Source organism: Robertmurraya sp. (assembly GCF_036676585.1).
GTDB lineage: Bacteria > Bacillota > Bacilli > Bacillales > Cytobacillaceae > Robertmurraya_A.
This window is the reverse complement of record NZ_JAKFCQ010000099.1, coordinates 24,631-41,257: the sequence shown is the minus strand read 5'-3', so window position 1 is coordinate 41,257 and position 16,627 is coordinate 24,631. Positions and strand designations below refer to the sequence as shown.

The window sequence follows — 16,627 nt, the reverse complement described above, 5'->3', positions numbered from 1 at the left end:
GAAGTTACAAAATTTAACTAAAAGGTGTGAAAAAATGAAAACGAATAATCCAACAATTAATTGGCTTACTGATGTAAATGTATTCGCTGTCAATCGCCTTCCAGCACACTCTGACCATCATTATTACGAAACAATGGAGGAAGCAAAAAACTCTGAAGCTATGAATATGCGGAAAAGTCTGAATGGAGAATGGAAATTTAGTTATTCCGTCAACCCTGATAACCGCCCGGAACATTTTTATAAACTCGATTTTAATTGTTCTGGATGGGGGGATATTTCAGTTCCTGGCCATATTCAGCTCCAAGGGTATGGTCAGCCACAATATGTGAATACGATGTACCCTTGGGACGGCCATAATGACATTCGGCCACCAGAAATCCCAACCGATCATAATCCTGTTGGGAGCTATATTAAATCTTTTACTATTCCTGAACATATGAAAAAGAAGCCGGTATATATATCCTTTCAAGGTGTAGAGTCCGCTTTTTATGTTTGGTTGAATGGAGAGTTTGTCGGTTATAGTGAAGACTCGTTTACCCCGGCGGAGTTCGAGCTTACTTCTTATGTAACAGATGGGGAAAATAAGCTAGCAGTTGAGGTGTATCAAAGAAGTACAGGAAGTTGGTTGGAAGATCAGGACTTTTGGCGATTCTCAGGTATCTTCCGTGATGTGTATTTGTACACGGTACCGGAAATACATGTTGTTGATTTACACCTTAAACCGGAATTGGATTCTACTTTCACAAAAGGTACATTGTCGGCCGATTTAAAGCTTCAAGGGCTATCTGCTTCAAAAATTTTAGCTGAGTTAGTTAATAGTAACGGAGACCTTGTCTCTTCAACAAATGGAAAAGTGAACGACGGCAAATGGTCCATTTCAATGTCACTTGATAAGCCCGAGCTTTGGAGTGCCGAAAGTCCATATTTGTATCAATTATATATTCAGCTTTTTAACGAGGAAGGTCAATTGGTCGAGGTTGTGCCGCAAAAGTTTGGGTTTAGAAGATTTGAACTCTTGAATAAAGTGATGTGCCTAAATGGAGAGCGAATCGTGTTTAAGGGGGTAAACCGTCATGAATTCAATCCCCGCCGTGGACGTGCGATTACCAAAGAAGATATGATCTGGGATATTCAAACATTAAAGCAAAATAATATTAATGCGGTCCGTACGTCTCATTATCCGAATCAAAGCTATTGGTACGAATTATGTGACGAATATGGAGTGTATGTGATTGACGAAATGAATCTTGAAACACACGGTTCTTGGCAAAAGATGGGGGCGGTCGAACCTTCTTGGAATATACCTGGGAATAAACTAGAATGGCAAGATATTGTTATGGATCGAGCGATTTCAATGGTCGAACGGGATAAAAATCATCCTTCCATTCTTATCTGGTCGTGTGGAAATGAGTCTTATGCTGGGGAGGTCATTCTAAACGTATCTAATTATTTCAGAGAGGTAGATCCAAGTCGTCTCGTTCATTATGAAGGAGTGTTCCATAACCGTGATTATAATGATACTAGTGATATGGAAAGCCGGATGTACGCAAAGCCAGCGGATATTGAAAAATACTTAATGGAAAATCCAGAGAAGCCATATATTAGCTGTGAGTATATGCATGCAATGGGAAATTCGCTTGGTGGAATGTACAAATACACAGAATTAGAACAAAAATATCCCATGTACCAAGGTGGATTTATTTGGGACTATATTGATCAATCCATGTATAAAAAAGACCGTTATGGTCGAGAGTACCTAGCCTACGGTGGTGATTTCGGGGATCGTCCGACCGATTATGGGTTTTGTACGAATGGGATTGTCTATGCCAATCGAGAACTCTCTCCTAAAATGCAGGAAGTGAAATATTTATATCAAAACGTTAAGCTGATCCCAACTGAAGCAGATGTAATGATTAAGAATGAGAGCCTTTTCTCAAATACAAAAAATTATGTGGTTGAGTATGCCTTGTTTTTAGAAGGGAGGGAGTTGTACAGAAATACACTAGTAACTGATGTGGAACCTCAAAGCGAAAGAAGCTTCGAATTTCAATGGCCCGTAGACATTCAAAAAACGAATGGCGAATATTGCGTTCAGGTTTCATTAAAACTAAAAGAAAGCACGATTTGGGCAGAAGCGGGATATGAAATTGCCTTTGGACAGTTTGTCTACCAAGTTGGTTCAAAGGAAATGGCCTATGGTGACGGAGAACTGCGTGTGGTTCATGGTGATGTGAATATTGGCGTACACGGAAAAGATTTCACTGTGATGTTCTCCAAGCAGGTGGGAAGTTTAATCTCATTAAATTATGCAGGAAAAGAATTGATTGCTCTTCCTCCAGAACCATTATTCTGGAGAGCAACGACGGATAATGATCGAGGTTTTTCACAAAGCTTTCATTCCGGGATTTGGTACGCGGCGAGTTTAGCTAGGAAATGCGTAGATGTTAATATAGAAGAAAGTGAGAATCAAGTAAAGGTATCTTTTACGTATCAATTCTCAATCAATAGTGAATTAGAAGTGAAAATAGCTTACACTGTATTCCCTAATGGATGTGTTCGAGTGAATTCAACTTACAAAGGGGCGGAGAACTTGCCGCAGCTGCCGATCTTTGGCGTTACTTTTAAAATACCGGCTGATTACAACCAATTAGAGTGGTATGCGATGGGTCCAGAAGAAAATTATTCTGACCGTGCGATGGGAGCGAAACTCGGCATCTTCAAAAATCAGGTAACTGACAATCTATCAAGTTATTTAATGCCGCAAGAGTCCGGAAATCGTACAGGAGTCCGGTGTGTTAATGTGACAAACCTAAATGGCCACGGATTAAAAATTTCTTCTGTGGAGCAACCAGTGGAATGTAATTTCTCCCCGTATACAGCGTTTGAGCTTGAGAATGCGAAGCATATTTATGAACTTCCCAATATCCATTATACAGTTGTCACCGTTGCTGGAAGACAAATGGGTGTTGGTGGTGACGACAGCTGGGGAGCGCCTGTTCATGAAGAACATCTCATCAAGGCAGATAAAGACATGGAATTTGAGTTTATGATTGAAAGAATCTGAGTGCGTGAGAAGAGTCCCATAAAAGGGGCTCTTTTCATTTTATAGGGAAGATTATGTATACTGCTCTCAAGGTTCAAGTTTTATTAAGTAAAAACCCAATTGTCGTTCAAATAAGGGATTTTTATAGTATCTTTATTATATGGATAGGAAGAATCAGAATAAATATTTCATACTTTAAGACGGAGGATTTTCACGTGAATCACCACCAACTTGATGAGTACTTGCGTATATATAATGAAGTGGAAGAAATGCAAAAAAAGACGAAGAAAAATATTAATGATATTTCAAATCATGACTGGGTTCATCTGAGCGGTGGTGAAATACCTAGGTTACCAGATGATTTCTTTTTTGATAAAGGGCCAATCGTTATTAGCAAGCATAATCGATTTGCTGATATGCCTCTTCATCTTCATTCCTTTATTGAGTTAAACTATGTTTATTCAGGAACATGTAAACAGATTGTAAATGGGGAAGAACTTGTCCTTCAAGAAGGACAAGTATCGATACTAGATGTGGATGTGCCTCATAGTATCCCTGCTCTTGGTGAAAATGATATTTTAATTAATATCATTATGAAAAAAGAAACATTCTCCACTTCTTTTTTAAGCCAGATGGGAAATACGGGAATTGTGTCTAACTTTCTAGCCAATGCCATGTCAGAAAATCAAAAGCATGACCATTATATACTTTTCCACTCACAGGAAAATGAAAACTTACAATACATTATCAAAAATATAATGTGTGAGTTTTTTGATGAGAGAGAATACTCATTGGAATTAGTAAAGTTTTACATACCTGTCATGTTTACGGAGTTAATGCGAGTATTTCAGTATGATAAAAATTTTGAACTAAATCGATTGTCAGGAAAAGCTTCGATTATCGAAGTGTTACACTATATTGAACTTCATTATAATGAATGTAGCCTGACTTCACTTGCAAGCAAATTCAATTTTAATTCCAATTACTTAGGAAATATGTTAAAAGAACGCACTGGTATGACCTTTTTAGAGCTTGTTCAAATGCAAAGGATGATACGTGCTTCCATCTTATTGAAGAATACAACAAAAGGTATCGATGATATTGCGTTTGAAATAGGATATGAGAGCAGTAGCTTTTTTCATAAAAAATTCAAACAGCATTTTGGTTGTACACCAAGTCAATTCCGAAAAAGAAAGTAGTTTATAACTAAATAAATCATTTATCAAAGCGTTCCTTAACCTGTAAAAGGAGCGCTTTTTACTGTAATCCGTTAATTGTATACGTATTCAGAAAGCGGTTTAATAGAGACATGAACTAGTTCAGAAACAGATACCACAAAACAATAGAAAGTTTTCTGGTTGTAGGAGGACTTATGAAGCAAGAAAATAATCTTTTCTCAAAACTAATAGAAAATCCATTTTATCTTGGTGATAAAGATATAGTGTGGGTAAAAGAAACGCTAGATGATATGACATTGGAAGAAAAAATTGGCCAGCTATTTTGTCCAATTGGCATGAGCAATGATGAGGAGAATCTAAAAAATAACCTCCTTGCTAAACATATTGGAGGGATTATGTATCGCCCTGGACAGAGTGAGGATATGCAAAATACTCATAGATTCTTGCAAACGAACTCCAAGATCCCTCTTCTGATCTCAGCAAACCTTGAAGCGGGTGGAGATGGTATTGCGTCTGATGGAACAGCCTTTGGAAAACAAATGCAAGTCGCAGCAACGAATGAAACAGAACAGGCTTATAGGTTAGGAAAGATTTCTTTGAGTGAGGGAGCAGCAACCGGTTGTAATTGGTCTTTTGCTCCAGTAGTTGATATAGATTTAAATTTTAAGAACCCAATCACAAATGTAAGAACCTATGGAGACAATGCCGATCGAGTACTCGAAATGTCAAAGGAGTATTTACGAGCTGCGAAAGAAGAAAATGTAGCTGTTTCTATTAAACATTTTCCAGGTGATGGAGTAGACGAGAGAGATCAACATCTAGTAACATCCGTTAATACCCAATCATGTGAAGAGTGGGATGAATCCTTTGGAAGGGTGTATAAGGGTCTTATTGATGAAGGCGCTTTAACGGTTATGGCAGGACATATTGCCATGCCCGCCTACCAGAAGCATTTTAATAAGGACTTTCCTAATCGAGTAGTTCCAGCTACTTTATCTCCAGAACTTCTGGTGAATTTATTAAGAGAACAACTAGGATTTAACGGTATGATTGTAACAGATGCCACTCCAATGGTAGGTTTTAGTTCTGCGATGGCGAGAGAAAAGTCCGTGCCAACAGCTATTGCAAGCGGATGTGATATGTTTTTATTTAATAATGATTTTCAAGAAGATTATGAGTTTATGATGAAAGGTTACAAAGAAGGGATTTTGACAGAGGAACGATTGAATGAAGCTGTTACTCGAATACTCGCTACGAAAGCTGCGTTGCGTTTACATGACAAACAGGTTTCGAACACTCTTGTTCCTGAGCCTTCAGCCTTAGAAATCATTGGGTGTGAGAAGCATGTAAGTTGGGCAAAAGAATGTGCTGATAAAGGGATTACTCTTGTGAAGGATACTCAATCCTTACTCCCAATAAATCTTTTAAAACATAAAAGAATCTTGTTGCAAATTTTAGGCGATTTCCCTTCTAATGATAGAGTACACAATCATGTAAAAAAGCGCCTTGAAATGGAGGGCTTTGAGGTAACGGAATACGTTCGAGAGGATTTTGGGAAACCGTTAGACAATGTAAAAAGGTTAAAAGATAAGTACGATTTGGTCTTATATATCGGAAATGTTGAAAATGCAAGTAATAAGACGGTATCCCGGATCAACTGGTGTACATTCTTTGGTTTAGGAAATAACATTCCATGGTTTGTTGAAGAAGTTCCCACATTATTTATTAGTTTGGCGAATCCTTATCACCTATTAGATGTACCAATGGTCAAAACGTTTATCAACGGATATTCTAATAATCAATACGTGATTGAGAGTGCAATTGATAAAATTCTTGGAAGAAGCGAGTTTAAAGGCATCAGTCCAATTAACCCGTTTTGCGGTAGAGAAGATACAGCTTATTGATGGGGGAAAAAGGACATGAAATATCAAGCGATTATTTTTGATTTAGATGGTGTGATTTGCAGTACGGACCAATATCATTTTAAAGCATGGAAAACAATAGCTGATCAGTTATCCATACATTTCGATGAAGAGATCAATAATCGATTAAGAGGCGTAAGCCGTATGGAGAGTTTGTCCATTATATTAGAAAACTATAATGGACAGCTTACTGATCTGCAAAAAAATCAATATGCACATGAGAAGAATCTGATTTACCGTCGCTTACTTAATAATCTTAGTGAGACAGATGCTAGCATTGAAGTAAGAGAAACGTTACATGCCTTAAGGAGTAAAGGGTTAAAACTTTCAATAGGCTCGTCTAGCAAAAATGCTAAATTTATTCTTGAAAAGCTAGGACTTGAAGATTTCTTTGATGCGATTGCTGATGGAAATGATATTAAGGAATCAAAGCCAAATCCCGAAGTATTCTTAAAGGCTAGTGAACTTTTATCGGTTGATCCCCGTGTTTGCTTAGTGATAGAAGATTCGGTCGCTGGAATTGAAGCTGCTAGTGCTTCAAAGATGGATAGTGTTGCTATTGGCGATGCGGTAAAAAGTAATCTTGCAACTTATAATATTAATCAGTTTTCTCAAATCATAGAGCTTATATAGAAGGGTCATGTTGGTCTTTCTTATACAAAAGATTGGAAGCGTATTCGCAAACGTTTACTTATACAGAGAGTTAGGAAGAGGTGTAGGGTATGCAAACAGAAACAATAGAATATAGTCAAAACATTGAATCAACTGGAAGCAATCAGAAACTGAAATTTAAGGAAAAATTTTCTTATGGACTAGGTAATTTAAGTGCGAATTTACTAATTACAACAGCCAATACATTCATTACTTTTTATTATACGGAAGTAGCTGGAATAGCGATTGCAATCGTAGGGACATTGTTACTTTTTGCACGTATCTTTGATGGTGCATCTGACTTAGTTATGGGTGTTGTTGTAGATAAAACCAGAACGAAGCATGGAAAGGGTAGACCATGGCTTTTATGGTTAGCTATACCGTATGGACTTGCCATCATACTACTCTTTAGTTCTCCGGATTTTAGTATGACCGGTAAGATCATCTATGCCTTTGTTACGTATGTACTAGCAGTTGGGGTTATTTATACAGCTATATCCGTTCCTTATAACTCTATGACAGCTTTAATTACACAAAATCAAAGTGACCGAGCTGAGCTAAGTGGATTTCGAACGATGCTAGGATTTACTGGTGCAATGGCTCTTACAATGGGGACCATGCCAATTGTAAACTTCTTTGGTGGAGGACAAAAAGGATGGACCATGACTTCCATTATTTTTGCAGTTGTTGGTATTGCTTTGTATCTTATCTGTTTTAAAAACACGACAGAAAGAGTAGTTCCTCCTGTTGAAAGTAAAACAGCAAAAGGTAATGTAAAAACATCCATCGTATCCCTTCTGAAAAACAAATACTGGATAATGGTTATGTCGGTGATGTTTATTGGTTTTATTAACTCTGGTTTAGGTGGAATCAACGTTTATTATGCACAATATATTCTTGGAAATCCAACTTATGTAGGGATCATTGGTTTAGCATCCTTCTTACCAATTATTTTAGGAACTTTTATCGTATCTCCTATTATCGGTAAGTTTGGGAAAAGAAATATGACTATTTACGGAACCATTCTTTCCATAATTGGTAGCTTAATTATTGCCATTAATCCTAGCAGCTTTCTGTTCGTAGTAACTGGTCTTGTAGTAAGGGGACTAGGGCTGGCACCATTGTTAGTAGCGTCCTTTGCCATGCTTGGAGATACAATTGAGTATGGAGAGTGGAAAACGGGTATCCGTTCAGAAGGGCTTGCTTTCAGTGCAGGAACTTTTGGTGAAAAAGTAGGAACAGGTGTAGGTGGTGCCTTAATAGGAGTAATTCTAGGAGCTGCCGGATATATTGGTGGCCAAGCAGAACAAGGTGCTGGCGTATTAAACTCGATTCAATTTGTATTCACTTATTTACCAATCCTTTTTAGCATTATTACTCTAATCATTTTGTATTTCTATAAACTAGACAAAGAATATCCTTCTATTTTAAAAGAATTAAATGAGCGTAAAAGGACTATATAAATAAAGAGATAAGCGATAGGCCCTTCAAACTTTGTGAAGGGCCCACCGTTTCATCTAGAGGAGAATCTAAATGCGAATTACCAAACTAAGAACCAATCATATCAACAATCCGTTAGGTTTTGAATTGACTAGACTTAGTCTATCTTGGATCACAGAGACCAGTCACTCTAAATATCAGGAAGCAGCCCAGGTTTTTATTGCTCTTGATGAAGATTTTGATCAAATCGTTTACGACAGTGGAAAGAGACAGGACATAAACAGTTTAGCATTTTCCCCTGAGATGAAGCTGAAGCCTCGCACACGATATTATTGGAAGGTAATGGTATGGGGTGACCAAGGTGATGCATCAACAAGTGAAGTAGCATGGTTTGAAACCGCAAAAATGGAGGAAGAGTGGCGAGGGCAATGGATGGCTTCAAGTTTGGATAAGGAGATTCATCCGTTATTCAGAAAAATCTTTACTCTGCCGGAAGATATTGTTTCTGCTCGAGCATATGTATGTGGTTTAGGAATCTATGAGCTTATGATCAACGGTCAAAGAATAGGAGAAGAGTATTTTACTCCTGGCTATAATTCTTATGATTTCTGGCTGCAGTATCAAACGTATGACATAACAAGTCAATTAAAAAGTGGGGACAACGCCATTGGGTTGATGTTAGGTAATGGCTGGTATAAGGGCCGCTTTGGTTTTGATGGAGGCTATCATAAGCTTTATGGCAATCAATTTGCTTTCATAGCAGAGGTTGTTGCAACAAAAAAAGACGGTTCTACCATCGTAATTGGATCAGATCCTGAATGGAAGTGTGCTCCTTCTCCCATTATTTTTAGTGGTATATACGATGGAGAAGTTTATGATGCGAATAAGGAAATTAGTGATTGGAGTCTTCCTACTTTTGATGATACGGAATGGACAAATGTCATACCTGCACACGTTAAAACGGAGAGACTTCAAGCCCGCCTAAGCCTACCTGTGAAAATTATGGAGGAAAGAACACCGATTGACATTATTAAAACACCGGCAGATGAAACGGTTTTGGATTTCGGTCAGAATATGACAGGCTGGGTTCGTTTTAAAACATCTGCAACGAGAGGACAAAAGCTGAAGCTCCAACATGGGGAGATTCTTCAAGACGGATGCTTTTATAATGAAAATCTTCGTACGGCTAAAGCGGAATACATCTATATTTCAGATGGTAATGTAAGAGAAGTACAGCCTAACTTCACCTTTTATGGTTTTCGCTATGTAAAACTTACAGGGTTTGAGGGAGAAATTGATCCTAAGGATTTTACTGGTTGTGTCATATACAGTGAACTAGAAGAAACAGGTTCCATTAAAACCTCCAATCCAGATGTCAATCGTCTATTTTTAAATGCAATGTGGGGACAAAAGGGGAATTTCCTTGATGTACCAACGGATTGTCCTCAACGAGATGAACGAATGGGATGGACCGGAGATGCTCAAATCTTTGCTTCCACGGCTTGCTTTAATATGTATTCTCCAGCCTTTTACACGAAATATCTTCAAGATCTAAGAGAAGAGCAGATCCGAATTAGCGGCTCCGTTCCATTTATTGTACCTACTCTAAAGCCAGAAAATGATCCAGGATTTGTGACAGGTAATGGCTCAGCTGCTTGGGGGGATGCAGCAACAATTATTCCTTGGACGCTTTATTTGCATTACGGTGATAAAGAATTGTTAAAGCAACACCTGAACACGATGAAGGATTGGGTGGATTATATCAAAAGAAAAGATGATGAATCGGGTGGAACTAGACTTTGGAAAACGGGTTTTCACTTTGCAGATTGGTTAGCGCTTGATGGCAAAGAGCCAGGAGGTGTGATCGGGGGAACCGATCCTTACTTTGTTGCATCAGCTTATTATTGTTATTCTGCTAGATTAGTAGCGAAAGCAGCAACGGTATTAGAAAAAGAGGAATTGGCTAAGGAATACTCAAACCTTTCTGAAGAAGTAAAAGCTGCAATTCTCCATGAATATTTCACTCCGTCAGGTAGAAGTGCCATTAATACACAAACGGCGATGATTGTCGCTTTGTATATGGATTTAGTACCAGAGCATTACCGTAGTCGTATTATAGAGGACTTAAAACAAAAGCTTCGAGACGATAACATGCATCTAACTACTGGATTTGTCGGAACACCTTATTTTTGTCATGCTTTATCGGAAAATGGGGCGAAGGAAGAAGCTTATACATTGCTGCTGAACGATGACTACCCTAGCTGGCTGTATGCAGTAAAGATGGGAGCAACTACGATCTGGGAGCGTTGGAACTCCGTTTTACCTGATGGAAAAATTAGTGGAACAGATATGAATTCACTAAATCACTACGCATATGGCTCTATAGCGGAGTGGATGTATCGCTATATGTGCGGGATTAACCCGGTAGAAGCTGCACCTGGATTTAAAAAATTCAAACTTGCCCCTCAGCCTTATGGAAAGCTGACTTATGTGAAAGCAAGCTTTCATTCTGCTTCAGGTCTGATTGAAAGCTCCTGGGAGATAAAAGAGGATGGTGTTTTATCGTTTGTTTTCAACGTGCCGTTTAATACAACAGCTGAATTAACTTTACCAGATGCTGATGTAAATATGGTTAAAGTAAATGGTGAGACTTTGGCTTCAAGCGGGTTATCTTCAGAGCAACTTGCAACGGAAGTATGTTGTACACTTATGGCCGGTAAATATGAATTTACTTATCTTCCAACCAAAAGTTATATATTAACTTATAGTTCGGAATGTACGATTAAGGAAATAATAAATAATGAAGAAACGAAGGCTATCTTTACAAAGGATTTTCCTGAATTAGCGGAAAACTCAATGATTGTTCAATATAATTCTGAGAAAAAACTAACAGAACTAATGGTGTTGCCTTTTACAGCAAGTATTTTGACTGAAGAAAGATTAGAAAAGTTAGATGAGAAGCTTCGTCGTCTGATTAAAATTAGTTAGTTTTATATAAATATGAGGATGTTCATTCATCCATTCTACAATTGATAAGCTCTTCTCTAGCGGGAAGAGTTTTATTTTATTCCATACGGTTTTAGCTCTAGGATTTGGAATATTTTTTATTTTTTAAAAAAGTATTTAAAAATTCATAGTATTCCTATAAGATATATAACATGGCATTAGTAGAAACGTTAATAGATAAATTAGTTAGTATAGGGGAAATCAATGAACACTTTAGAAAAGTCGAATGACAATATAAAAAATCAATCGTTAGAACCATTAATTGTATACCTTAATAAAATGAAAGGAGAATCCAGAAACAATACTAAGTTTGATTATATAGATTCCATCATTAGTGTTGTAGGGGTTTTTCTAGCTGTTAGTATCATTTGTATTTTAGCTTTTTCCTCAAATTATTCTATGGTAATAGGTCCTTTAGGAGCAAGCAGTATTTTAGTATTTGCGGCGCATAACGGTCCTTTATCTCAACCTAGGCAAGTGATTGGGGGGTACATACTTTCCACTGTTACGGGTCTTCTCATATGGAGTATATTTGGGAAGAGTCTGTTTATTATAATATTGTCCTTGGTTATTGTGCTAATTTTAATGGCTCTCACAAAAACCATTCACCCTCCCGCAGCAGCTAGTGCGCTAGTAGCGATTAACTTTGAAACAGGATGGGGATATCTTATACCAGTATTTATAGGCATCTTTTTACTAGTGTTTGTTTCCATGCTATATAATAATCTATTTCCTAAGAGACAATATCCAAAACATTGGCTGTAAATATACGATATTTTATTTTAGTGAAATTAAGTACATCCGTAGATTTAATTCTACGGTTTTTTATTTTGCAAGAATTAGTGTCACTTGTGTTTTAGATAGTCTTTGGATTTATCAATTGATATAATATTATATATTCTTTCATAGAACGTAATTAAGGAATGAAAGGGAGATAGAATGTGAAAATTTTAACGGTTGAAGATTTAGTTAGAAAATTTTCATTAACAATACTAACAGGGGAAAATAAATTAAAGCAACAAATAAAACAATCAAGGTCCCACCGTCCAGGCTTGGAATTTGTTGGCCACTTTGATTTTTTCCCGACGGAACGTGTTCAAATCCTTGGTAGAAAAGAAATTACATATTTGCACAAATTGAGTTTAGAGGAACGTCAGATGCGTATAGGTAATATTGTAAAATACCATCCACCATGCTTTATCGTGACTGCTGGACAGGAGGGACTTACCTATTTGACTCAGTATTGTCTAGAAGAGGGAATTCCGTTGTTATGTACAAACGAGCCTCAGCCTACATCTGAATTTATCACAAACCTTGATGATTATATGTTAAAAACATTAGCTCCAGCAATCGCAGTACACGGGGTTTGTATCAATGTATATGGAATGGGCATTTTACTTCGGGGAAATTCAGGTGTCGGTAAAAGCGAAACAGCACATACGATGATTGGGAGGGGTCACAGGCTTGTGGCTGATGATATTGTTGTATTGAAAAAACTCAGTCCACGAACGATTCTAGGAACGCATGATGGGAAAACAAAAGAGTTTCTAGCCCTACGGAGTATCGGGCTACTAAATGTGGTCCGCTTATATGGAAGAAAAGCTTTTCAGGATGAGACGAGGATTGCACTTGATATTGAATTGACAAAATGGCAGAAGAATTCACTCAATAATGAGTTGGATCACGAAGCCAAATATACCGATTATATGGGAGTACAAATTCCCCATATAGAGATTCAGCTTCAACCGGGTCGCGATGTGGCGGGGTTAATTGAAGCAGCGGCAAATAACTGGCTTCTGAAGCAGCAAGGATACAGTGCAGCGGAGGAGTTTATGCAACGGTTAGAGTCTGATATTTAGTAATTAGTGGCATTAATCATTACGGTTAATGTCCTTTTTTAGTTTTTGTATCAAATTATACGCAGCTGTTTTACTCATTAAATAATTTTTACAGAAATACTATACTTTAGGGAAATTAGGTCGATAAAGATAATATAAATATCTCAAATTCAAAATGCTTATACATAAGAAGGGTACAAAGATGAGTATAATTAAAGATTTTTTGTTTCAACTAACGCTTGTGGTAATACCCATATTTATTTACTATACATTCATTACAGAAAAGGTAAAAAGTACGAAAAATAAAAACATCATTATGACCATTTTATGGGGAATATCTATTATATTTTGCATGTCCTTTCCAGTTAATTTTGGTGAAAATGCTCGTTTAGAGTTAAGAATTATTCCTCTATTATTAGGGACGTTATATGGTGGGGTTTGGCCAGGGATCTTCCTTTCTGTCATAATCGTACTTTTTCGGTTGTCCTTTGGAATTAGTATAGGATTTTATAATACGGTACTTGTCTTATTATCATCGCTTCCTGTTATATTGTTTTTTCAAAACTCGTTTTCACTATCGACAAAAGATAAAAGGGTTAAAATTGCGGTGGGTCTTTCCTTTTACTACAGTGTAAGTGGCCTTACTATTTTCTATATTTTGAGAGGCTTTTCCTATGATTTTTTAAAAGTACAGATTGTTCATCTGATCTTTGCAGTAGTTGTTACTTGGTTTTTTACCATTTTGATTGAAAAAATCAGGGAGATTCACCAGCTACGTCTAGAGGTACAAAATACGGAGAAATTACGAGTGATAAGTGAGTTAACAAGTGTTTTTGCTCATGAAATTAGAAATCCGATGCAAGTTACACGTGGTTTTTTACAACTTCTTAATGAACCCGATTTGCCTAAAGAAAAGAAAGATTATATCAAAATATCAATTGAAGAATTAGATCGTGCCAATGAAATTATTGATGATTTTTTATCCTTTGGAAAACCGTCAATTAATAGCATTGTAAAAATCGATGTAGGTTATCAAATAGATCGCGTAGTAAATATCATTCGAAGTTACAGCATCAATCATAATGTTAAGATTAAAACAGATATTCTTGATGACTGTTGGATACATGCTAATCCACAAAAACTGAACCAGTCGTTAATAAATATTTTAAAAAATGCTGTAGAATCAATGCCGAATGGTGGAACGGTTTGGATTAGCTGTATGTCAACAGATGAAGGGTTTATAAAAATTATCATTAAGGACCAAGGCATTGGCATGACAAAAAAGCAACTAGACAGGCTTGGATCTCCGTTCTATTCCTTAAAGGAAAAGGGAACAGGGTTAGGAATGATGGTAAGTTTTCAAATAATCCATTCTTTCAAAGGGAAAATAAAAGTAAATAGTGAAAAAAATAGGGGAACTGAATTTATTATTCTTTTACCTCAGGTTAATTAGGAATATTAATTTATAAAATATAGGCAGATAGGCAAGCTACCAAACCCAGCCTCGGTTAATAAATTAAATGTATAAGCCGAAGGAGTGAGGAAATGGGCAGACGAATAAAACATAATTCACGTGACGTGGAAGAATTAGCAAGGCTCATGCTGGCTGAAGCGATAGGAGAAGGAGTTCAAGGGATGAATAAGGTGGGAACGGTTGTGGCCAATCGGGTCGAGGCCAACTGTGCTCCTGATTTCAAAAACCTGCGTAATATCAGGCATGCCATTTATCAAACGATACCTGGAACTGGGGTCCCTCATTTCGAACCCGTCTTAAATGGATCATTGTATACACAACGTCCCAGTGAAGAAGATCTCCAGCGAGCTAGGAATTTGTTGCATGGTCATAGGGAACCTCGTGCCAGAATGAATTTGTGGTTTTATAACCCAAGTCCTGGTAAAAAGTTTCGAGCACCTTGTGGCGCTACTATGCCTAGATCACCTATGACGAAGTTTGATTTTGCGTACCGGAATCATTGCTTCTATGTCGCTGTACCGGGTTACTGCACAGAGTTTTATAGATAAAATTTTTAGGAGTTGACTTTTATGTCTTGCCAAGACTTTAATTATTATCCAATGAACTATTATTCTAGTTTTTATCCATCTTCTATGACGAGGGAAAGTGGCACACAACCTGCTGGATTCCCGACAGCTATGCCTTCTGGCTTCCCGGCGGGCATGCCTTCTGGACCCACGTATTCTGTCCCGGTGGTTCCGATGGGTACTGGACAGCAACTTGTAGCAGGAGCGGTGGAAGAATCATTTATAGAAAATATCCTACGCTACAACAAAGGTAAAATCGGAACTTTTTACTTTACTTACCAAGGTAACAGCAAATGGAACTCGATGGTTTACCACGGACGCGTAGAAACAGCTGGTCGTGACCATATCATCATTAGTGATCCAACAAGCGGCAAACGCTACCTGCTGATGATGGCAAATCTTGACTGGGTAGAATTTGATGAAGAAATTAACTATCCTTTTCCGACAATCACTCCAGATGTCCAGGCAACTCTTACAACTTCGGACTGAGTTTATAAAACACTTAAAACCCGCTTAATCCTTATTCGGAAAGCGGGTTTTCGTTGTGAGCTATATTTCTAAAGTAGGTAAAAGCCTTTATGTACTATGTATTTAATATTAATTGTTCAATCGCATAGGCGACTCCATGTTCATTGTTGGAACGTGTATGAAATTGAGCAATTTCTTTGACGCTTTGCTCGGCATTACCCATTGCTACGCCACAACCTGCATACTCAATCATTGTTAAATCATTCTCGCCATCTCCTATACAGATGACTTCTTCACGAGTAATACCTAATTTTTCAGCAAGAAGCTTTACGGCATTTCCTTTGCTTACACTTGGGTGTAAAATTTCATAAAAATAGGGAGCACTGCGCACCATCGTATATTTTCCCTTAAGAGTTGCTGGAATTGTAGCTATCGTTTTCTCTAAACTCTCAGGTTCTCCAACAAACATTACTTTCGGTATTAAGATGTCTGATGGTATTTCTTCAATTTCACGATAGTGCAAAGGCACACCATTTACAAATGACTCCACAACGGTAAATGGACTAATGTCTTTATTGGGAGTATAGATTCTTTGTGAATCAAAGAAATGCATGGATGTCTGGAGTTCCTGACTGACTCCATAGAGTGTCATTAAGTCCTCATGTGTTAAAGAAATTTCTGACGCCACTTCCTTTGTTTCGGAATGTTGAACTAGTGCACCATTAAATGTAACGACATATTGGTCATGAAGGTCTAACTCTTCTATGAACCCATGAACCCCTCCGATAGGTCTCCCTGTACAAATGACCACTTTGACTCCTTTTCGCTTAGCTGCTTGGATTGCCTCATTTACTTCTTTTGTTACCTCTTTACGATCATTGATTAAGGTTCCGTCAATATCAATTGCAAGCAATTTATACATGTTTATTGATCCACTCCATTATTAGGTATTTACCTTATGGTAGCACAAAAAAATAGTGGCTGCCTAATTGGATAGATTAGGGTGGTTTTTTTGTTTTGGTTATGCCATGCAAAGCTACC

At 37.5% G+C, this 16,627-nt stretch carries 12 protein-coding genes; 11 read left to right on the top strand and 1 reads right to left on the bottom strand.

Annotated elements, in window-relative coordinates; genetic code table 11:
* Nucleotides 1-34: 34 nt before the first annotated feature.
* From lacZ to gerQ, 11 genes are all read left to right on the top strand, one after another.
* Nucleotides 35-3,064 (top strand): beta-galactosidase, LacZ type, encoded by a 3,030-nt coding sequence (gene lacZ, locus ACGLXV_RS13740; RefSeq protein ID WP_391559068.1) that lies wholly within the window; start codon nt 35-37, stop codon nt 3,062-3,064.
* A 194-nt stretch (nt 3,065-3,258) separates the two neighbouring features.
* Nucleotides 3,259-4,242: an AraC family transcriptional regulator gene (locus tag ACGLXV_RS13735; protein WP_391559067.1), complete on the top strand. Its 984-nt coding sequence runs from the start codon at nt 3,259-3,261 to the stop codon at nt 4,240-4,242.
* A gap of 173 nt (nt 4,243-4,415) precedes the next feature.
* Nucleotides 4,416-6,125: a glycoside hydrolase family 3 protein gene (locus ACGLXV_RS13730; protein WP_391559066.1), complete on the top strand. Its 1,710-nt coding sequence runs from the start codon at nt 4,416-4,418 to the stop codon at nt 6,123-6,125.
* 15 nt (nt 6,126-6,140) lie between these two features.
* Nucleotides 6,141-6,776, top strand: a complete 636-nt coding sequence (gene pgmB / locus ACGLXV_RS13725; RefSeq protein ID WP_391559065.1) for a beta-phosphoglucomutase — start codon at nt 6,141-6,143, stop codon at nt 6,774-6,776.
* 89 nt (nt 6,777-6,865) lie between these two features.
* The gene (locus ACGLXV_RS13720; protein ID WP_391559064.1) at nt 6,866-8,257 is read left to right on the top strand and encodes an MFS transporter; all 1,392 of its coding nucleotides are present in this window, start codon (nt 6,866-6,868) and stop codon (nt 8,255-8,257) included.
* Nucleotides 8,258-8,327: 70 nt separating this feature from the next.
* Nucleotides 8,328-11,222, top strand: a complete 2,895-nt coding sequence (locus ACGLXV_RS13715) for an alpha-L-rhamnosidase (RefSeq protein WP_391559063.1) — start codon at nt 8,328-8,330, stop codon at nt 11,220-11,222.
* 222 nt (nt 11,223-11,444) lie between these two features.
* The gene (locus ACGLXV_RS13710; RefSeq protein WP_119708569.1) at nt 11,445-12,005 is read left to right on the top strand and encodes an HPP family protein; all 561 of its coding nucleotides are present in this window, start codon (nt 11,445-11,447) and stop codon (nt 12,003-12,005) included.
* Nucleotides 12,006-12,181: 176 nt separating this feature from the next.
* The gene (gene hprK / locus ACGLXV_RS13705; RefSeq protein WP_391559062.1) at nt 12,182-13,099 is read left to right on the top strand and encodes an HPr(Ser) kinase/phosphatase; all 918 of its coding nucleotides are present in this window, start codon (nt 12,182-12,184) and stop codon (nt 13,097-13,099) included.
* Between the two features lie 181 nt (nt 13,100-13,280).
* Nucleotides 13,281-14,531: an ATP-binding protein gene (locus tag ACGLXV_RS13700; protein WP_391559061.1), complete on the top strand. Its 1,251-nt coding sequence runs from the start codon at nt 13,281-13,283 to the stop codon at nt 14,529-14,531.
* A 92-nt stretch (nt 14,532-14,623) separates the two neighbouring features.
* Entirely contained in the window at nt 14,624-15,100 is a 477-nt protein-coding gene (locus ACGLXV_RS13695) for a cell wall hydrolase (RefSeq protein ID WP_119708566.1), read from the top strand.
* 21 nt (nt 15,101-15,121) lie between these two features.
* A complete protein-coding gene (gene gerQ / locus ACGLXV_RS13690) occupies nt 15,122-15,607 on the top strand; it encodes a spore coat protein GerQ (protein WP_119708565.1) in 486 nt (161 codons plus the stop codon).
* A 94-nt stretch (nt 15,608-15,701) separates the two neighbouring features.
* Here gerQ and yidA read toward each other — a convergent pair whose 3' ends face one another.
* Nucleotides 15,702-16,508: a sugar-phosphatase gene (yidA, locus tag ACGLXV_RS13685; RefSeq protein WP_391559060.1), complete on the bottom strand. Its 807-nt coding sequence runs from the start codon at nt 16,506-16,508 to the stop codon at nt 15,702-15,704.
* Nucleotides 16,509-16,627: the final 119 nt, after the last annotated feature.